Source organism: Halomonas sp. YLB-10, assembly GCF_003856855.1.
In the GTDB taxonomy this organism is placed as follows: Bacteria; Pseudomonadota; Gammaproteobacteria; order Pseudomonadales; family Halomonadaceae; genus Halomonas; species Halomonas litopenaei.
In genome coordinates this window covers 709,384-726,278 of the sequence record NZ_RRCU01000001.1, presented here as the reverse complement: position 1 = coordinate 726,278, position 16,895 = coordinate 709,384, and the positions used below count along the sequence as shown (strand labels likewise).

Genomic DNA, 16,895 nt, shown 5'->3' with positions numbered 1-16,895 from the left:
TTGAGCGGCAAGGTTTACGAGGCCGAGATCGTCTCCACCCCCCTTTTTTCTCGACCCCAAGGGAGAGCGCCAGAATGTCTGAAGCTATAGAACGTGCCCGTACCTTTGATGCCTTCCCGGACGAAGGCATCCCCCTGGAGTCGCCGCTGGCCTGGTCGTTTGAGCACGTCGGCTGCCCGGCGCCCGGCACCCACTCGCGGGTAGTGATGCGCGAACGCCAGCACGACCATCTGATCCTGCGCGGTGGTGCCATCGTGCTCGACGAGGCGGTGCGCGCGGTGCTGGGGCTGTCGTTGCCGGCGCGTCCGCTGGAACTCAGTCAGGGAGAGAGGGCTTCGCTGCAGTGGCTAAGTCCCGACGAGTGGCTTGCCGTGCTGCCCCAGGGTGACGCCTTCCGCGTGGAGACGGCGCTGCGCAGCGCCCTGGGTGACGCCAGCGTGGCCTTCTCCGACGTCAGCGCCGGTCAGACGGTGATCGAGCTGACCGGTGATGACCAGGCCCTGCGCGAGCTGCTGATGAAGTCGGTGGTCTACGACGTCCACCCGCGCCACTTTGCGGTGGGCAAGGGGGTGACCACGGTGCTGGCCAAGACCAGCGTTATCCTGCGTCGCCCCGACGAGCGACGCTGGGAGCTGGTGGTGCGGCGCAGTTTCGCCGACTACGTTTATCGTTGGTTGCTCGATGCCGGTGAGGAGTTCTCCATCGGCGTCGAGCGTGACGTCACCGCCGGGGAGACGACATGACGATCAGCGTGAGCGCCGTGCGCACGACCCACTGGATCCTGACCGCCCAGTGCCCTAGTCGTCTTGGCACCGTGGACGTGGTTACCCGCTTTCTGCGCGAGCAGGGCTGCTACATCACCGAGCAGCAGTCCTTTGACGACAGCAGTTCCTGTCGTTTCTTCATCCGCACCGAGTTTCGCCCTCCCGAGGAGGGCGAGTTCGATGCAGGCACCTTCGAGGCGGCCTTTGCCGAGCGCGCGGCGCCGTTCTCCATGGCGTTCGAGCTGACCTCACCAGAGCGCCTCACTCCGGTGGTGATCATGGTTTCCAAGGCGGATCACTGCCTCAATGACCTGCTCTATCGCTATCGTACCGGCCAGCTTCCGGTGGCCATCAAGGCGGTGGTGTCCAACCACCCCGATCTGGCGCTGCTGGCCGAGTGGCACGGGCTGCCTTATCACCATCTGCCGATCAGCGCCGAGACCAAGGCCGAGCAGGAGGCCGAGGTGTGGCGGATCGTCGAGGACAGTGGCGCAGAGCTGGTGATCCTGGCGCGCTACATGCAGGTGCTGTCGAGCGAGATGAGCGAACGCCTGGCCGGTCGAGCGATCAATATCCATCACTCGCTGCTGCCTGGCTTCAAGGGCGCCAAGCCCTACCACCAGGCCTTCGAGAAGGGCGTCAAGCTGGTTGGGGCGACCGCCCACTACATCAACGATGACCTGGACGAAGGCCCGATCATTACCCAGGGGGTGGAGCCGGTCACCCACGCCGATACCGCCGAGGACCTGGTGGCCCGAGGGCGTGATATCGAGTGCATCACCCTGGCCCGGGCCGTCACCCTGCACCTGCAGCGTCGGGTGTTTCTCAACGGCTCGCGCACGGTGGTCTTCCAGCGCTGACGTCAGGGACAGACAGGCGGCGACGACGAGGCGCTGAACTCCATCTTGCTGAACCAGGCGGTGGCGTCGCCTCCGGCGTTGTCGCCATCGCTCATCAGCGCCAGGCCATCGACGCCGTCGGGGCTCGCGCCGAACAGTCGACGGTAGTCGGCGGCCACGTCGCGCACCTCGCCGACCCACTGACCAGCCTTGGCACCTCCGCTTTGCAGCGCCAGCAGGACGGCACGATCGGTAAAGGCGTTGGGCCAGCTGGTGCCTGCCGGCTGATTCGATGACCACACATAGTTGACCGACTCCACCTGCCAGGGCAGGAGGCCGGTGCGTCTGGCCACGTAGACCCGGGCGGGATAGTCGTCGCCACTCTCTGTGCGTTCGTCGACCCCGGAATAGACCCCGGATACCTGCCAGCACCAGCGCAGGTAGGGCGTCTCGCCGAGGTCGATGTCGCGCTCCAGATAGCGGGCCGAGGCCTGCCCCCGGGAGCGCGCTTCGAGCACGCTGACGCCATCGCGCTCGACCAGTCGGTAGGCCGTTTCGCCGGCGAAGGACTTGGTTGGCCAGTCGAGCATGGCGCGCGGGCTGAAGGTCTGGGCCTGGGCGCAGGAGGCCATCAGGACCGCAGCCGAGACAAGGGCGCAGGTCAGGGTACGCGGCGGTGGGGCAGCGAGGTGGCGAAGGGGCAGAATCCGGGCCATGCAGGCTCCTGTTATCGGCAATCGGCAATCGGCAATCGGGAAAGTGGCTGAAACGACGTGAATGATATGAGCTATGTAAACCACCAGCTGCAACTCGTGTGGGCGACCATCGCCTGTGCGCACATCGTGTAGCTGCAGTTGTGCGCACTATGCCCAGTCGCGTCGGCTATGGGTGCTGGGTCGTCGCCCCGGCGTTGAACCTTACACAGCGTCAACCCGGATTGTGAGAGATTTCCCCTTGTGGTGGTCGGGGACCGGCGACCATGCTGTAGGCACATTGACCTGGAAAGGAAGCTCCATCATGAAGCAGTGCTATCGCAAGATGTTCACCCTGTGCCTGGGCAGCGTGCTGGCAGGATCGATGGCGACCATGGCCTGGGCGCAGGGCGAGGTCGAGGTGAGCGACAGCGGTATCGCCAGTCTGACGTCGACCGATAGCCTGGAGGCGGTGGAATCTCGCTTCAAGGAGGGGCTGGAAAAACGGGGAATGGGACTGATGGCAAGCGTGGACCACCAGGCCAACGCCGCCGGGGTGGAGCTGGAATTGCCAGCGACACGCACCTACATCTTCGGCAAGCCCGAGGTGGGCACTCGACTGATGCAGTGCGAGGGTAGTGTCGCGCTGGATCTTCCCCAGAAGATGCTGGTTCGCCAGCAGGAAGATCACCTGGTGATCGAGTGGAACGACCCTCATTACCTGGTGGAGCGCCACGGCCTGCAGGACTGCGAGCTGCCCGTGGACAAGATCGCCGAGGCCCTGACCGGGCTGGCGCGGGAGGCAGCGGGCCAGCAATGATGGCCTGGTCTTGCCCAGGCATCTCCCGAGCCTTGCTCACCGGGTCCGGCTCGGGACCTCTTTACCGGGGATCTGGCACGCAATCGCTTGAGGCTGACTCAGGTGGGGGGTAACTGGCGCCCCGTCGGCGGGCTGCCTTGGTGGCCCGCCAGGGGGAGGCAGAATGGTGGGTCGACCAGCGAGATGCTTCCCTCGAGGTAGGGCAGTCGAGGTAGGGCAGTCGAGGTCCTTGCGCCAAGTCCGTCAGCCGAGTCCTTCAGTTCTGGCGACGGGTCTCCGCCTCGGCCATCGCTTCCTTTACCTTCAGCAGGTCCTGATCACTGGCGACGTTGTCGGTAGTCGCGCCAGGGGACGTACCGTCCTGGGGTTTATCAATTGTGCCGTTATAGGCATTGCCGACCCGGTGCAGCATGCTGAACTGCTTTTCGCAGTTGCGACAGGCCGAGCACAACATCAAGTGAAACCGCAGCGAAATACGCTCCCTGGCCGTCAGGGGGGCATCCAACTGCTTTGACATCAGCCGCGTAGCGGCCTTGCACATCATCATGCCGCGTCCTCCTTCCATCCCTTTTCAATGCAAGCGCGAAGCTTGAGGCGAGCCCGATGCAGGATCACCCAAGCGTTGTTTTCCTTGATGCCCACTTCCTTACAAATATCGTCGGTGGAAAGGCCCATCAATTCGCGCAGGGAGAAAACGCGAGCCACGTTTTCTGGAAGACTCAGCATACAAGCGTCGAATACTTTCCAGAAATTTTCGTTCTCGAACGCTTGCTCCGGGGTGCTCCATGCCTGGGGCTTGGCGTCGGCGGCCCAGTGCCCATCCTGCTGAAACATGCGGTCGATGGCGTCGTCGCTGTGCTCTTCATCGAAGGGCTCCCAGCGACCATGACGCTTCTGCTGGCGCATCTGGTCGAGCAGCTTGTACTTGAGGATACCGAATACCCAGGTTTCGTAGCCGGAGCGCCCCGAAAAGCTGTCGTTCTTCTCGATGGCGGCGATCATGGCTTCCTGCACGGCGTCCTCGGCGGCGGCATGATCGCGCAGGTGCATGCGGGCGAAGGACACCAGCCGGGGGCGCACGGCGGCGAGTTTCTTGTGGCGGTCGGTGAGCGTTTCTTGGGTCACGGCAGAATCTCCAGGGCGAGGGCTTCCATGTCGGCGAGGCGAGCCAGGTCCTGGGGCGTATCCAGGTCCCATACGGTCGTTGGACACTCCAGCGTCCACAAAAGCTCCGCAAGACGTGTGCGCGTCTGGGACATGACGCTGGACGTGCCCCAGTCGATTCCTCGGAAGAGACGGGGATCGGGGCGACGAACTCCAACCAGAGCATAGCCGCCGTCCTCGGCCGGAAGAAAGACGCTATCTGCGTCTTTAAGCCGTTTATGACAAGTTTTTAGTAATGTCTTATCCAATATCGGGCAATCTGTGCCGATTAGAAGGCTCGGGCCACCTGCCGAGCACAGCGCCGCGTGCATGCGCACCCCCAGGTCGCCTTCAGGCTGTGGTCTCAGCGTCACGCCGAACCGCTGGCAGATATCGAGAAAGCACGGATGGTCGTGCTCAAGCGCCGTCCACAGCGTGATGTTGCGCGCGGACGTCGTCTCCAGCGCCGTCTTCAGGGTGTGTTCGATCAGTCTGTGCTGGAGACGAGCGGCGCCTTCGGCGCCGAGGGCGGGAATCATCCGCGTCTTGGCCTGGCCGGGGATCGGCGCCTTGGCCAGGATGGCCAGCTTCAGGCCATCCTCGTGGTGAACACGGTGCTGATCGCCGAGCCCCTGGCCGCACGCCTGGCTATGCGACTGGCTATTCGCCAGATCCGGGCTGGCTGCCATCCCGTCGCTATCGTGGTCAGCGCACATGGCGATACTCCTCGGCCAGGCGAACGGGATCGGCCCCACGCCAATAGCGAAAGCGCAGTCGCCACATCAGCAATATCGTCGTCAGCACGCCGCCCTGCTCCCAGCGGCGACCGTCGGTGAGCACCTTGAAGCCAAGGCAGGCGGGCGGCGACAGTCGCTTGAGGCGCCTGGACACTTCGATGTCTTCCATCAACGGCTGGTCGGGGAAGCCACCGACGGCGTCGAAGGCGCTGCGACGCATGAACATCGCCTGATCGCCGGTGGCGATGCCGGTCAGGCGTGAGCGCAGGTTCATGCAGGCGGCGATCAATGATAACCAGCGTGAGCGGCCCTGGATGCGCACGTCGAAGCGCCCCCAGTGGCGTTTCTCCAGCGCCTTCAGTATCGCCGGCATGGCCGCCGGGGGCAGTCGAGTGTCGGCGTGCAGAAACAGCAAGGACGGCGCACTCGCCGCAGCGGCGCCCTGGTTCATCTGGCGCGCCCTGCCGCGGGGGCCGTCGATGACCCGGTCGGCCAGGGGACGGGCAAGCGCCTGGGTATCGTCTTCGCTGCCACCATCGACGACGATCACCTCGACCCCCTGCTGGCGCCACTCGGATAGCGGCTCAAGACCCGCGACGATGGTCGCTGCCTCATCGAGGACGGGAATGACCACACACAGACGTGGTGCGACGACCTCGGACCCTGGTTCAGCGAGAGGCACGGCGGGCACCCTGCCAGGCGGCCCCGGCGGGGGCTTCGGTGGCGGCCGCCAGTTCGACGATCGGACCCGCCGCTGCCTCGGCGTCTGCCCTGTCGTGGGTGACCAGCAGCGCCGGAAGACGATGGTCGCGGATGCGCTGGAAGACCAGGTCACGCATCTCCTGGCGGAGCGCGGCGTCGAGCTTGGAGAAGGGCTCGTCCAGCAGCATCGCCTGGGGACGCGACAGCAGGGTGCGCATCAGCGCGACGCGAGCGCGCTGGCCGCCGGACAGTGTTGCCGGATCACGCTCACCGAATCCGGCAAGACCGATATCCGCCAGGGCCTCTTCGATGGCCTCGCGACGCTCGCGACGGCTGGCAGACGACGGCATGCCGAAGGCCAGGTTGCCGGCGACGCTGAGGTGGGGAAACAGCAGCGCATCCTGGAACAGCAGACCGAGTCGGCGGGCCGAGGCAGGCAGGTCGGTGACTCGCCTGTCGCCGAGGCGGACCTCGCCCTGGGCGTCAAAGGCAGGGGCGAGAAAGCCCGCAGCGTAGGCCAGCAGGGTGGACTTGCCGACACCGGAAGGCCCCATGACGCTGACCACCTCGCCGGGGGCGACCTGAGCATTCAGTGATACCAGGGGGGCACCGTCCAGCGAGATCACGACCCGATCGAAGACCAGTGCGCCCGTCGGGTTCGCTGGAGACGTGGGGGGAAGGTGGCATCGTGTGTCTGGTGTCTGTGACATGGTGGGCTCGGATGGCGTTGAGGCGGTTCAGGTCAGCAGGGCGCGTCGGTGGCGATGCAGTACGCGCGGCAAGCCGATGGCGAGGGCGAAACCGAGTGCCGGCAAGAGTAGCTGGGCCAGGGCATAGACCGCTGTCAGGCGACGATCCCCCCCGGAGGCAAGCGATACCGCCTCGGTGGTCAGGGTGGTCAGGCGTCCGGCCCCCAGCAGCAACGTCGGCAGATACTGGCCGACGCTGACGGCGACCCCCACGGCGGCGGCGGTGGCGATGGGGGCCAGCAGCAGCGGCAGGCGAACGCGTACAAAGGCGGCGGCCGGGCCATGGCCGAGCCCTGCGGCGACCTGGGCCCAGCGGGGGTCAAGCCGCCGGTAGCTCTCTGCCAGTGACAGAAAGACGTAGGGCAGCACGAACAGGCAGTGTCCCAGTACCACCACCATGAAGCCCGGTGCCACCGACAGCTGCGCCTGAAGCTGCACCAGACCGTAGAGAAAGGCGACCGGTGGCACCAGCAGCGGCAGGTAGAGCACCAGGGTGGCGCTCGCTCCCATGCTGCGGTGATTGAGCGCTTCGCTCTCGAGGCAGCCGATCACCAGGATGGTCGCGAGAGCGGTGGCGGCCAGCGCCAGCCACAGGGTGTCGAGGGCGGCCGGCAGCAGGCCTGGCAGCGCACGACCCCAGTTGGCCAGGGTCAGGGGCGTGGGCCAGGCCGAGGGAAAGGGCCAGAAGGCCGCCAGCGACCACAGCGTCAGCCCCAGCAGACTGGCACCGAGCAGGGTGACGCTGAGCCAGGTCAGACCGCCGCCCAGCAGGCTGCCGAGGCGTTGACCGCAGTTGCGTCGGCCGTCGGTCAGGCGTGGCGTGGCGCACCAGCGTACGGCCTGTTCCAGGCACCACCAGCAGGCTAGTGCCAGCAGCGTGATGCCGAGCTGGCTCAGCGCTGCGGCGGAGGCCATGAAGCGCATCGACAGGTCGGGATCGCCAAGCCAGCGGACCACGCTGACCGCCAGGGTCGGTGGGGTGGACGGGCCCAGGATCATGGCCACATCGACATTGGACGAGGCAAAGGCGATGACCGCATAGACCGGTAGCCGAATCAGCGGGTACAGGCTCGGCAGTACCGCCTTGAGAAAGGCGGTCACCGGCGAATAACCCAGCGACAGTGCCAGGTGCCGACGATCGTCGGCCTGGCACTGAGGCAGCGCCGATAGACTCATCAGCAGCAGAAAGGGGACTTCCTTGACCACCAGTCCGGCGACCAGCGCAAGGCCAAAGGGATCACCGGGAAACAGGTAGTCAGGAGGCGTGGCGTGACTGCTCAAGGCCGGGGAGACCAGGCGCATGGCCAGGCCCGAGGGCGCCAGCAGAAAGGCCAGTCCGATGGCGGCGGCGGCGTGGGGCACCGCCAGCAGCGGCGACAGCAGGCGCTTGAGCCAGACAAAGGCGGCGCTGTCGGCGAAGGCACCGAGAAACAGCACCACGATGGTCAGGGCCAGGGCGGTGCTGATCAGGCCAGTGGTGAAGCTGAGCACCAGCATCTCGAAAAGCCCGGGGGTGTTCGCCAGACTCACCCAGGGCGCCAGGCTCAGCTGCTCTCCGCCGAGCACCGGCAGCCAGCCGAAGGCCGGCGCCGCAGCGCCTGCCAGGCCGGCCACCACCGGGGCCACCAGCAGCAGCACCGTCAGCGCCGGCGCCAGCCCCACCAGGCGGGAGAAGGTCGAGGTATCAGCGGCTGCCATAGCGCTCGAGCCAGGCCGCCTCTACCGCTTCCATCCAGCTCGGGTGCGGCTCGGGCAGGGTCTGTTGCAGGGCCTGTGGCGCCAGTCGCGCTGGCTGGTCATCCATGGGCGTCAATGCCTGACGCTCGGCCTCATTCAGGCGCGCGAGATCGAGTACGCTGGGGTCGCCCCAGACGTCCAGGCGCTGCTTGCGCGCCTGGGCCTCGGGCGAGAGCAGGAAGTTGGCGGTGACCATGGCGCCGGCCTGGTGGCTGGCGTTGAACGGGATGGTGACAAAGTGAACGTTGCCGATGGTCCCGCCGTCGAGCACATAGCTGCGAATCGAGGGAGGCAGTTGGTAGTTGTTGACCGCAGCGGCAGGCTCGGCGGGGTTGAAGGTAAAGGCCAGCGACAGTTCGCCGTCACCCATCAGGCTTCTGAGCGCAGGCCCTGAAGCGGGGAAGTCCCGCCCCTGGCGCCACAGATGGGGATGCAGGGCGTCGAGATAGTCCCACAGCGGTGCCATGGCCGCTTCGGCGTCGGCTTCGCCGACGGGGCGGGCAAGCACCGCCGGGTCGTCGATCAGTGCGATAAGCGCCTGCTTGAGAAAGGTGGAACCGTGGAAGTCCGGGACCAGTGGATAGGTGAAGCGCCCGGGATGCTGCTCGGTCCAGTCGAGCAGGGCGGCCATGCTGGTCGGCGGCGCCTCGACACGCTCGCTGTCGTAGTAGAAGGTCAGCTGGGCCTTGCCCCAGGGTGACTCGAAACCCTCGGTGGGCACGGTGAAGTCGGTGGTCATCTCGGGATTGGCGTCCGGCGAGGTCAGCGCGAAGTTCGGCAGCCGCTGGGCAAAGGGCCCGAGCAGCAGATCATTGGCCTTCATCGCGGCGAAGTTCTCGCCGTTGATCCAGATCAGGTCGATGGCGCCCTCGTCGACGTTGCCGGCGGACTTCTCGGCCAGTACCCGGGAGACCGCAGCGGCGGTGTCGTCGAGCTTGACGTGGACCAGATCGATGTCGTGGCGCTGTTCGAGCTCGTCGGCGACCCAGTCGAGATAGCCATTGACGTTGGGGTCACCGCCCCAGGCGTTGAAGTAGACCGTCTGCCCCCTGGCCTGCTGCTCGATCTCCTGCCACGGCTGGTTCAGCGGCGTGGACGTATCCTGGGCCCAGGCGGGCGAGCCTAGCCCCAGGGCAGCCAGGGCGGTGAGGACGAAGGCGCCACCGGGAGGCCAGGTCAAGCGGAGGTCGGACAACGGGCGTCTACAGGAAAAAGGTGTGGTCATGGTCGCGTCCTTGTGACGATGGATAGGCAGGGTCGGATAGAGCCGGACAGGGTTGGATAGAACCGGGCAGGGCCGGACAGAGCCGGGAGCGTCAGCCGGCACGGGCGAGTTCCTCGAGTTCGTCGGCGACACGCCTGATGATGGGGGCCGAGAGGTAGTGATCGACGCGGTCGGCCACATGGGCGATCAAGGCATGGTCGCTTAGCTGTGCCGACCAGTCTTCACCACTGTGCTGCCTGTCGACCTGGCGGCGCTGCTGGGCACGCCATTTGGCACACCAGGTCAGCGACCATAGCCACATGGCGCGACGACAGGTGATCAGCGTCGACCAGTCGCTGTGATTACTGTCTTCGGCCATCAGTTCCTGCCAGCGCCGATACAGCGCCACCAGATCCTCGACGAACAGCACCGCGCGGCTGTTGAGGTCCCAGGTGGTGGAGGTGTAAAGGCTCAGGTGGGCCAGGTCGAAGCCGGGTAGCGAATAGCGGCACTTTTCCAGATCCACCAGTACGGCGCGTCCGTGAGGCGTGATCAGAAAGTTGCCGGGGTGAGCATCGAAGCTGATTAGGCGAATCTCGTCGTCGGCGATGCGAAGTCTCTGCGGGAGCTGTGCCAGCGCCTGTTCGATCAGGGCAGTGCTGGTGCGAGACAGCCCGGCCCCGGGGAGAAAGCGGGCCTGGGTGGCGATCTCGTCGAGCATCTCTCGCCAGGGATCCACCGGTGACGCCAGGGGGGCACGGTGATCGGGCAGCGGCAGCCGGTGCAGGCTGGCCAGGGCCGAGGTCAGGGCCGGCAGGTCCGAGGGCAGGCTGGCGGGATGGCCATCGATGGCCTCCACCACCAGCGCGCCTCTGGGCAGCAGGTCGTCGCAGGGCAGCCAGTCATCGAGCCTGGGTGTATGGCCACTGGCCTGGGCGCGATCGAAGCAGGCGACCTGATAGGCCAGGTTGGACGCCGCGTCCAGCCCCATCTGGCTCTGCTTGGGCAACCGCGCCAGCCAGCCGCCCTTGTCACTGCCGCCGGCCAGGCGCACATGCCAGTGGGCCAGGCCGGTATCGGCCAGCGGTTCCAGTCGATGCCCGGACAGAGGCCACCCATGGCGCGCGAGACTATGCTCGAGCGCTATCAGCGGCGGGCCCGGCGATGGGCTCTCCGTTCGCGATGACGGTGGCGTCGAGGCGCATCGCTCCATGTCGCGTTCCTTGGACGTAGTCAGCTGAGTCGGCAGGGGGCAACGATCCTTACACATTTTTTTCAGAAGATGCCACCGGGCGGACTTGGCCGAATCGAGACTGGGGTGGCGACAAGGCGGCGACAATGCGGCGACAAGGCAAAGACAGGCTGGGTAGCAGCGTCGCCTTGCTCAGGTGGTTCTGGTAAACTGCGCCCCTTCCCGTGTCTCCACTACATCATGACAGCGCCAGGCTAACGCCTCCCGGTGCGCTGCTGTCGTGGAGAAACGGTCGGCCCTGGGCCGCTTGTCGCGATATCTCACAACCACTCCCCCTGGACCGCCTCATGATGCGATCGATCAAGCAAGACTGGTTTTCCAATATTAGGGGCGACGTGCTGTCCGGCATCGTCGTGGCCCTGGCGTTGATTCCGGAGGCCATCGCCTTCTCCATCATCGCAGGTGTCGATCCCAAGATTGGCCTCTACGCCTCCTTCTCCATGGCGGTGATCATTGCCTTCGCCGGGGGCCGGCCGGGGATGATCTCTGCCGCCACCGGCGCCATGGCACTGTTGATGGTGACCCTGGTCAAGGAGCACGGACTTCAATATCTGCTGGCCGCGACCCTGCTGACCGGGGTACTGCAGATCATCGCCGGCTATCTGCGCCTGGCCGACCTGATGCGTTTCGTCTCGCGCTCGGTGGTGACCGGCTTCGTCAACGCCCTGGCGATCCTGATCTTCATGGCTCAGCTGCCCGAGCTGACCAACGTCAGCTGGCACGTCTACGCGATGACCGCGGCGGGTCTCGGCATCATCTATCTGTTCCCCTACGTGCCCAGGATCGGCAAGCTGCTGCCGTCCCCGCTGGTGTGCATCCTGGTGCTGACCGGCGTCTACCTGGCGACCGGCATGGACATCCGCACCGTCGGTGACATGGGCGAGCTGCCCGATACCCTGCCGATGTTCCTGTGGCCCGACGTGCCGCTGAACCTCGAGACCCTCGGCATCATCTTCCCCTATGCGGTCATGCTGACCGTGGTTGGTCTGCTCGAATCGATGATGACCGCCACCATCGTCGACGATCTGACCGATACCTCCAGCGACAAGAACCGCGAGTGCAAGGGCCAGGGCCTGGCCAACATCGGTACCGGTCTGCTCGGCGGCATGGCGGGCTGCGCGATGATTGGCCAGTCGGTGATCAACATCAAGTCCGGTGGTCGTGGACGCCTGTCTACCCTGCTGGCGGGGATCTTCCTGCTGCTGATGGTGGTGTTCCTGTCGGACTGGGTCTCGCGCATCCCCATGGCGGCGCTGGTGGCGGTGATGATCATGGTGTCCATCGGTACCTTCAGCTGGAGCTCGCTGCGCGACCTCAAGAAGCACCCGATGTCCACCAATGTGGTGATGATCGCCACCGTGGCGGTAGTGGTGTGGACCCACAACCTGGCGATCGGTGTGTTCGTCGGTGTGCTGATCGCCGCGCTCAACTTCGCCAACAAGGTCGGCAACTTCCTGTACATCGCCAGTGACGAGCTGGAACAGCAAGAGGAGCTTGGCAAGGGACGGCGCTACCGCGTGGTCGGCCAGGTGTTCTTCGCCTCGTCTCAGCGTTTCTCCGCCGCCTTCGACTTCAAGGAAAGCGTCGAGAAGGTGGTCATCGACCTGTCACGTGCCCACTTCTGGGACATCACCGCGGTCCAGGCGCTGGACATGGTGGTGATCAAGTTCCGCCGTGAGGGCACCGACGTCGAGCTGATCGGGCTCAACGAGGCCAGCGCCACCATCGTCGATCGCTACGCCATCCACGATAACCCGGCGGCGGTGGAAAAGCTGATGGGTGGTCACTGAGGCAGGCGCCGAAGATGTGACGGGTGTGTGCCAGTTGGTGTAGAACTGGAGGTAACACCCGGATCGGGCTAGACAACAGGTCTGAGGGTCGCGCCCCGCTCGGGCGCGACGACAAGGCCACAATCGATGGAATGCGACGTCCGAGGACGCGCGTTCGCCCCCAACGCCAGGCAGGACGATTTCATGACAGAACAGGTGATGGCCGCCATCGACGGGTCCCCGTTTTCCGAAGGGGTCTGCGACTCTGCCGCCTGGGCCAGTCAGGCCCTCGATGCGCCGCTGACGTTTCTTCACGTGGTGGATAACCACCCCCAGACCGCCGAGGCCGATCTGTCCGGTAACCTGGGACTCGGCGCCAGGGAGCACCTGCTCGAGGAGCTGGCCAGTCTCGATGAGCGGCGGGCCAAGGTCGCCCAGGAGCACGGCCGCCTGATGCTCAAGGCGGCCAAGGATCGCGCCAGCGCCAGTGGTGTCGATGACCTGCATTGCCGACAGCGCAACGGCACCCTGGTGGAGACACTGCTGGAGCTGGAAGACGAGATCCGCCTGCTGGTGATCGGCAAGCGGGGCGAGAGCGCCCAGCAGGCCAGCGAGCACCTGGGCTCGAATCTCGAGCGGGTGGTCCGCGGTCTGCATCGGCCGATTCTGATGGTACCGGAGAGCTTCACGCCGCCGACTCGGGTGATGATCGCCTTCGATGGCAGCAAGACCACCCGCAAGGGCGTCGAGCTGCTGGCCAGGAGCCCGCTGTTCAAGGGGATCGCCTGTCACGTGGTGATGGTCGGCGCCGATACCGGTGATAACCGCACCCAGCTGGAGTGGGCGCTGGACAGCCTCAAGGGCGCCGGTCACGAGGCCCAGGGCGAGATTCGCGCCGGAGAGGTCGAGGAGACCCTGCGCGCCTACCAGAAGGACCACGCCATCGAGATGGTGGTGATGGGAGCCTATGGCCACTCGCGGATTCGCCATCTGCTGGTGGGCAGCACCACCACCAGTGTGCTCAGGCGCACCTCGCTGCCGGTGCTGCTGCTGCGCTGACGAGGCTGAGCCGACATCGACATCGACCCGCCGCCGAATCCTGTTCGGCGGCGGGTCGTTTCTTTTTTGCGTCTATGCGTCTATGCGTCGTCGGCGCGGTCCTGCTGCCGCGTCACCGGTTCGCGACCTTTGCCTTTCATCCTGCATAGCAGCCACTCCAGCGAGAGACAGCCGCCGCCGCGCAGGATCAGGGTGGCGAGGCTCGCCGCCCAGAGTCCGTGGGTGACCCAGGCCTCGGGATAGACGAAGGTCTGGATCACCAGGGTCATGATCAACAGCCCGAAGGCCGCCAGTCGTGTGGCAAGCCCCGCCCACAGCAGCAGCGACAACGAGAACTCGGCGAGTGTTGCCAGGTAGGCGGCCAGCACCGGTGAAATCAACGGCAGGGCGTATTCGTGCTCGAACAGGAAGAAGGTGCTGTCGGCGATACCGAACCCCTCCACCTTGGTCAGCGCCGACAGAAAGAACACGGCGCCGAGTACCAGGCGCATCAACGCCAGCACCAGGTCCAGCGAACGACGCTCGAGCCAGGGGCAGAGTCGCCCGTAGTAGGTGTCCAGCAGGTTTGTCATCGGTGTCATGGGGTGCCTCGTAACAAAGTGGGGGCGGGGTCCGGTACCGCGAGCGCGCCATGGCCGACCAGGGTGCCCAGAGCGTGGCCGAGCGCATCCTCTGCCACGCCGCTGTCGGCCAGTTCGCCCAGCGCCTGGGACAGCGAGGTCGGTGTGTCCAGCAAGCCGTACAACACTGCGCTTGCCGCATCGAGTGGCCTAAGCCTGACCTGGCGACCCGAGCGGATCACCAGCCAGTGGCCGGCGCCTCGCTCGCCCAGGGGGGCGCCACCCTCTCCGCGCTCCAGCGCCTGCCACAGGGCTTCGACGTCATGTTGGCAACGGATGGTCCGGCTGGCCGGACGGGCCTGGACGAGCCGCTGGTCGTCAAGGACGGCGCCGATATTGGACGCCTCCAGCGGCACCGCCTCGGCTGCGTGACTGACCTGAAGCCGGGCGTGCTCGAGTCGCGCGATATCGGCGACGAAGCGATAGGGCGCAAGCGCCGGTGCGCGCGCCAGAGCGTCGGCAAAGCCCTGGCCATAGCGGCTGAGTCGAGGGTCCTGCGGGGGGCTTGTGGCCGCGTAGCTTGCGGCCTCGGCACTGAAGCAGCCCTCGCCCAGCAGGGTCAGGGTATGGGGAAAGGCTTCCTTCAGGGCCTCGATCAGGCTTGAGCGAATATTGTTGCGGTAGACGTCGAGCCCGGCCTTGTGACCAAGCTGTGGTGGCGTCGCCTGGGGGCGATGCATGGCATCGATGAAGCTGCGCTGCCAATCGAGCAGGCCGCTCATGGCGCTCTCCCTGTGGCTTGCGCCGAGGCGCTGGCTGCCAGGGTGGTGCTCGCATCGGCGTCGGGGCCATGGGCTGCATGCTGATGCCGCCGTGCCAGGCCGACCTCCTGCATCCAGCGCTCTAGCGTCGGCACCCGATTGTCCCACTCGATCAGGGTGGGCAGGCCGGGACGCCGGGCGAGCACCTGACGGTAGCGTTGCCACACCGGCTCACTGACGGCGCTGCCATGGTCGTCGATGTACAGCTCGCCGGCGGCATCGAGGCTGTGGCCGGCCAGGTGCCATTCGCCGACGGCGGCCCAGGGCACTTCGTCCAGATAGGCATCCAGGTCGCGTCCCAGATTGGCGGCGCTGATATAGGCGTTGTTGACGTCGAACAGCAGCCCACAGCCGGTCGTGTCCACCAGCCGCTGGAGGAACTCGGTCTCGCTGAAGCGATTGTCGAGGCTGACGTAGAGGCTCGGGTTCTCCACCAGCAGGCGCCGGCCGAGACGGTCCTGGGTGCGTGCGATATTGTCGCCGAGAACCCGTAGCGATTCCTCGGTCAGCGGCACCGGCAGCAGGTCGTTGTAGCTGTGGCCGTCGAGACGGCTCCAGGCCAGGTGCTCGGAGACCAGCGCGGGGTTCAGGTGATCGACCAGGCGTGCAAGACGCTCCAGGTGGGCCGGGTCGATCCCCTTGGCACTACCCAGCGACAGGCCGACGCCGTGGACCGAGAGCGGGTAGCAGCGTGCCAGTTCATCGAGTCGATCCTGAAGGGGCCCGCCGGCGTTCATGTAGTTCTCGGCGTGCAGTTCGAGAAAGTCCGGGGCCTGGGGCGCGTGAGCCGAGTGAGCCGAGTGCGCCAGATGGACCAGCGCCTGCATATGCTGAAACTTGAGGCCGATACCGACCGCGTTGGCCGCCATTGGCTGTGGCGCTGGCAAGGACGCCGAGACGGGCGTCTCGAGCGACTCGCGTGGATGGCTGGATGACAGGGAAGAGGGCATGGGCGATTCGCTATGGCTTGAGGCTTGGCGTGTGAACGTCACGGGAAGGCCGTAGCCTCCCCGTGGCGCCAGTGCTCTGGCTCAGGGGCGCTCGACCTCGCTCAGGCTGCCATTGCCGTGGGGCGTTTCGATATCGGTACAGGTGCCTTCCGGGACCAGGGTCCAGGCGTTGCCCTGGTAGTCGACGGTAGAGGTGCCGGCGCAGGTGGTGCCTGGCCCTGCCTTGCAGTCGTTCTCTCCGGCCAGGGCGACGCCGTAACACTTTTCCATGTCGCCATCGGCGGCCTGGACGGTGGCAATGGCGCCGGCTTGCGCCAGGGCGGTGGACAGCACGGCGGCCATCATGACGGAACGTTTCATTTGCAAACCCTCATATAAACGGTTGGGCGACAGCAGGACTGTCGTGACTATGTCGCCGGGGTGAGGGATACCTGACATCGCAAAAGAGGCAAAAGCGCGACAACAGACTATCTGGCGCAGGGAGAAGTTGGCTATATTGGGCGGCTGTCTAACGTTGCAGAGAAGACACTGGTGAAGAGGTGGTCGAATCGGCTGTCTTTTCGAGATTTTTTAGAAATACCGACTTTTTTGGAGAGAGCGATGAGCATTCAGCGTCACGACACCAAGACCCGCATGAGCCGCGCCGTCATCCACCACGGTGTTGCCTACCTGTGTGGTCAGGTCGCCGGACCGGACGCCCGTCAGGGGGATATCACCGCCCAGACCACCAGCATGCTGGAGCGTGTCGATGAGCTGCTGGCCGAGGTGGGCAGCGACCGCGAGCATCTGCTGAGCGCCACCATCTACCTGCAGAACGGCGAGGACTTTGCCGCCATGAACGCGGTATGGGACGCCTGGGTGCCGGAAGGCCACGCCCCCGCCCGTACCTGCGTGTGCGCGCCGATGCCGGCCAAGGAGCTGAAGGTCGAGATCACCGTCACCGCCGCCGTCAAGGGCCTGTAACAGAGCCCCAGTGACATAGCCGTTGACATAGCCGTCCGCTCGAACGACAACGCCGGCCCCGTGGCCGGCGTTGTCGTTTGTGTTGTTTTTGAGGCATTGGTCCTGGCGTCAGGGTGCGCCGGATAAAACGCCTG

The 16,895-nt window shown here is 65.6% G+C and carries 19 protein-coding genes; 6 read left to right on the top strand and 13 right to left on the bottom strand.

What is annotated here, in order from left to right; genetic code table 11:
* Nucleotides 1-74 precede the first annotated feature (74 nt).
* Both EBB56_RS02970 and purU read left to right on the top strand, forming a co-directional pair.
* The gene (locus EBB56_RS02970) at nt 75-743 is read left to right on the top strand and encodes a sarcosine oxidase subunit gamma (RefSeq protein ID WP_124802712.1); all 669 of its coding nucleotides are present in this window, start codon (nt 75-77) and stop codon (nt 741-743) included.
* Nucleotides 740-1,624: a formyltetrahydrofolate deformylase gene (purU, locus tag EBB56_RS02965; protein ID WP_124802710.1), complete on the top strand. Its 885-nt coding sequence runs from the start codon at nt 740-742 to the stop codon at nt 1,622-1,624. The genes EBB56_RS02970 and purU overlap by 4 nt, the downstream gene beginning before the upstream one ends.
* Nucleotides 1,625-1,626: 2 nt before the next feature.
* Here purU and EBB56_RS02960 read toward each other — a convergent pair whose 3' ends face one another.
* Complete coding sequence (locus EBB56_RS02960; RefSeq protein WP_124802708.1) at nt 1,627-2,319, bottom strand: DUF3047 domain-containing protein; 693 nt, start codon at nt 2,317-2,319, stop codon at nt 1,627-1,629.
* A 301-nt stretch (nt 2,320-2,620) separates the two neighbouring features.
* Here EBB56_RS02960 and EBB56_RS02955 point away from each other — a divergent pair, with 301 nt between their 5' ends.
* Nucleotides 2,621-3,115 (top strand): DUF302 domain-containing protein, encoded by a 495-nt coding sequence (locus EBB56_RS02955; RefSeq protein WP_231498455.1) that lies wholly within the window; start codon nt 2,621-2,623, stop codon nt 3,113-3,115.
* A gap of 256 nt (nt 3,116-3,371) precedes the next feature.
* Here the strand turns inward: EBB56_RS02955 and EBB56_RS02950 are convergent, their stop codons facing one another.
* From EBB56_RS02950 to EBB56_RS02915, 8 genes are all read right to left on the bottom strand, one after another.
* Nucleotides 3,372-3,662, bottom strand: coding sequence for a zf-HC2 domain-containing protein (locus tag EBB56_RS02950; protein ID WP_108131363.1), 291 nt, complete (start codon nt 3,660-3,662; stop codon nt 3,372-3,374).
* Nucleotides 3,659-4,240 (bottom strand): sigma-70 family RNA polymerase sigma factor, encoded by a 582-nt coding sequence (locus EBB56_RS02945; RefSeq protein WP_045991008.1) that lies wholly within the window; start codon nt 4,238-4,240, stop codon nt 3,659-3,661. Before EBB56_RS02945 ends, EBB56_RS02950 begins: the two co-directional genes overlap by 4 nt.
* On the bottom strand, nt 4,237-4,974 hold the full coding sequence (locus EBB56_RS02940; RefSeq protein WP_260425271.1) for a TIGR04282 family arsenosugar biosynthesis glycosyltransferase: 738 nt from the start codon (nt 4,972-4,974) through the stop codon (nt 4,237-4,239). The genes EBB56_RS02945 and EBB56_RS02940 overlap by 4 nt, the downstream gene beginning before the upstream one ends.
* On the bottom strand, nt 4,964-5,677 hold the full coding sequence (locus EBB56_RS02935) for a TIGR04283 family arsenosugar biosynthesis glycosyltransferase (protein ID WP_221621130.1): 714 nt from the start codon (nt 5,675-5,677) through the stop codon (nt 4,964-4,966). Before EBB56_RS02935 ends, EBB56_RS02940 begins: the two co-directional genes overlap by 11 nt.
* A complete protein-coding gene (locus EBB56_RS02930; RefSeq protein ID WP_108131365.1) occupies nt 5,664-6,407 on the bottom strand; it encodes an ATP-binding cassette domain-containing protein in 744 nt (247 codons plus the stop codon). The genes EBB56_RS02935 and EBB56_RS02930 overlap by 14 nt, the downstream gene beginning before the upstream one ends.
* A gap of 27 nt (nt 6,408-6,434) precedes the next feature.
* Entirely contained in the window at nt 6,435-8,144 is a 1,710-nt protein-coding gene (locus tag EBB56_RS02925) for an ABC transporter permease (protein WP_124802706.1), read from the bottom strand.
* Nucleotides 8,131-9,408 (bottom strand): ABC transporter substrate-binding protein, encoded by a 1,278-nt coding sequence (locus tag EBB56_RS02920; protein WP_124802704.1) that lies wholly within the window; start codon nt 9,406-9,408, stop codon nt 8,131-8,133. The genes EBB56_RS02925 and EBB56_RS02920 overlap by 14 nt, the downstream gene beginning before the upstream one ends.
* Nucleotides 9,409-9,499: 91 nt before the next feature.
* Entirely contained in the window at nt 9,500-10,600 is a 1,101-nt protein-coding gene (locus EBB56_RS02915; protein ID WP_221621129.1) for an aminoglycoside phosphotransferase family protein, read from the bottom strand.
* Between the two features lie 326 nt (nt 10,601-10,926).
* Here EBB56_RS02915 and EBB56_RS02910 point away from each other — a divergent pair, with 326 nt between their 5' ends.
* Both EBB56_RS02910 and EBB56_RS02905 read left to right on the top strand, forming a co-directional pair.
* Nucleotides 10,927-12,429 carry a SulP family inorganic anion transporter gene (locus EBB56_RS02910; protein WP_124802702.1) on the top strand — a complete coding sequence of 501 codons (1,503 nt, stop codon included), beginning with the start codon at nt 10,927-10,929 and terminating at the stop codon, nt 12,427-12,429.
* Between the two features lie 183 nt (nt 12,430-12,612).
* Nucleotides 12,613-13,467, top strand: a complete 855-nt coding sequence (locus tag EBB56_RS02905; protein ID WP_108131368.1) for a universal stress protein — start codon at nt 12,613-12,615, stop codon at nt 13,465-13,467.
* An 80-nt stretch (nt 13,468-13,547) separates the two neighbouring features.
* Here EBB56_RS02905 and EBB56_RS02900 read toward each other — a convergent pair whose 3' ends face one another.
* The 4 genes from EBB56_RS02900 to EBB56_RS02885 form a co-directional block, all read right to left on the bottom strand.
* Complete coding sequence (locus EBB56_RS02900; protein WP_124802700.1) at nt 13,548-14,048, bottom strand: DoxX family protein; 501 nt, start codon at nt 14,046-14,048, stop codon at nt 13,548-13,550.
* Nucleotides 14,045-14,809, bottom strand: a complete 765-nt coding sequence (locus EBB56_RS02895) for a DNA-binding domain-containing protein (RefSeq protein ID WP_124802698.1) — start codon at nt 14,807-14,809, stop codon at nt 14,045-14,047. The genes EBB56_RS02900 and EBB56_RS02895 overlap by 4 nt, the downstream gene beginning before the upstream one ends.
* Nucleotides 14,806-15,798 carry a DUF692 domain-containing protein gene (locus tag EBB56_RS02890; protein WP_260425270.1) on the bottom strand — a complete coding sequence of 331 codons (993 nt, stop codon included), beginning with the start codon at nt 15,796-15,798 and terminating at the stop codon, nt 14,806-14,808. The genes EBB56_RS02895 and EBB56_RS02890 overlap by 4 nt, the downstream gene beginning before the upstream one ends.
* Before the next feature lie 81 nt (nt 15,799-15,879).
* Entirely contained in the window at nt 15,880-16,158 is a 279-nt protein-coding gene (locus tag EBB56_RS02885; RefSeq protein WP_045991014.1) for a DUF2282 domain-containing protein, read from the bottom strand.
* Between the two features lie 240 nt (nt 16,159-16,398).
* On the opposite strand from EBB56_RS02885, the gene EBB56_RS02880 reads away from it, so the two are divergent.
* Nucleotides 16,399-16,761 (top strand): RidA family protein, encoded by a 363-nt coding sequence (locus EBB56_RS02880; RefSeq protein ID WP_045991015.1) that lies wholly within the window; start codon nt 16,399-16,401, stop codon nt 16,759-16,761.
* Nucleotides 16,762-16,895 lie beyond the last annotated feature (134 nt).

Excerpts from the sequence above, each read along its gene's own strand:
- EBB56_RS02970 (WP_124802712.1), top strand. The coding sequence starts at position 75 with ATGTCTGAAGCTATAGAACGTGCCCGTACCTTTGATGCCTTCCCGGAC.
- EBB56_RS02925 (WP_124802706.1), bottom strand. The coding sequence starts at position 8,144 with ATGGCAGCCGCTGATACCTCGACCTTCTCCCGCCTGGTGGGGCTGGCG.
- EBB56_RS02890 (WP_260425270.1), bottom strand. The coding sequence starts at position 15,798 with ATGCCCTCTTCCCTGTCATCCAGCCATCCACGCGAGTCGCTCGAGACG.
- EBB56_RS02955 (WP_231498455.1), top strand. The coding sequence starts at position 2,621 with ATGAAGCAGTGCTATCGCAAGATGTTCACCCTGTGCCTGGGCAGCGTG.
- EBB56_RS02895 (WP_124802698.1), bottom strand. The coding sequence starts at position 14,809 with ATGAGCGGCCTGCTCGATTGGCAGCGCAGCTTCATCGATGCCATGCAT.
- EBB56_RS02885 (WP_045991014.1), bottom strand. The coding sequence starts at position 16,158 with ATGAAACGTTCCGTCATGATGGCCGCCGTGCTGTCCACCGCCCTGGCG.
- EBB56_RS02960 (WP_124802708.1), bottom strand. The coding sequence starts at position 2,319 with ATGGCCCGGATTCTGCCCCTTCGCCACCTCGCTGCCCCACCGCCGCGT.
- EBB56_RS02900 (WP_124802700.1), bottom strand. The coding sequence starts at position 14,048 with ATGACACCGATGACAAACCTGCTGGACACCTACTACGGGCGACTCTGC.
- purU (WP_124802710.1), top strand. The coding sequence starts at position 740 with ATGACGATCAGCGTGAGCGCCGTGCGCACGACCCACTGGATCCTGACC.
- EBB56_RS02915 (WP_221621129.1), bottom strand. The coding sequence starts at position 10,600 with ATGGAGCGATGCGCCTCGACGCCACCGTCATCGCGAACGGAGAGCCCA.
- EBB56_RS02910 (WP_124802702.1), top strand. The coding sequence starts at position 10,927 with ATGATGCGATCGATCAAGCAAGACTGGTTTTCCAATATTAGGGGCGAC.
- EBB56_RS02920 (WP_124802704.1), bottom strand. The coding sequence starts at position 9,408 with ATGACCACACCTTTTTCCTGTAGACGCCCGTTGTCCGACCTCCGCTTG.
- EBB56_RS02940 (WP_260425271.1), bottom strand. The coding sequence starts at position 4,974 with ATGTGCGCTGACCACGATAGCGACGGGATGGCAGCCAGCCCGGATCTG.
- EBB56_RS02930 (WP_108131365.1), bottom strand. The coding sequence starts at position 6,407 with ATGTCACAGACACCAGACACACGATGCCACCTTCCCCCCACGTCTCCA.
- EBB56_RS02880 (WP_045991015.1), top strand. The coding sequence starts at position 16,399 with ATGAGCATTCAGCGTCACGACACCAAGACCCGCATGAGCCGCGCCGTC.
- EBB56_RS02950 (WP_108131363.1), bottom strand. The coding sequence starts at position 3,662 with ATGATGATGTGCAAGGCCGCTACGCGGCTGATGTCAAAGCAGTTGGAT.
- EBB56_RS02905 (WP_108131368.1), top strand. The coding sequence starts at position 12,613 with ATGACAGAACAGGTGATGGCCGCCATCGACGGGTCCCCGTTTTCCGAA.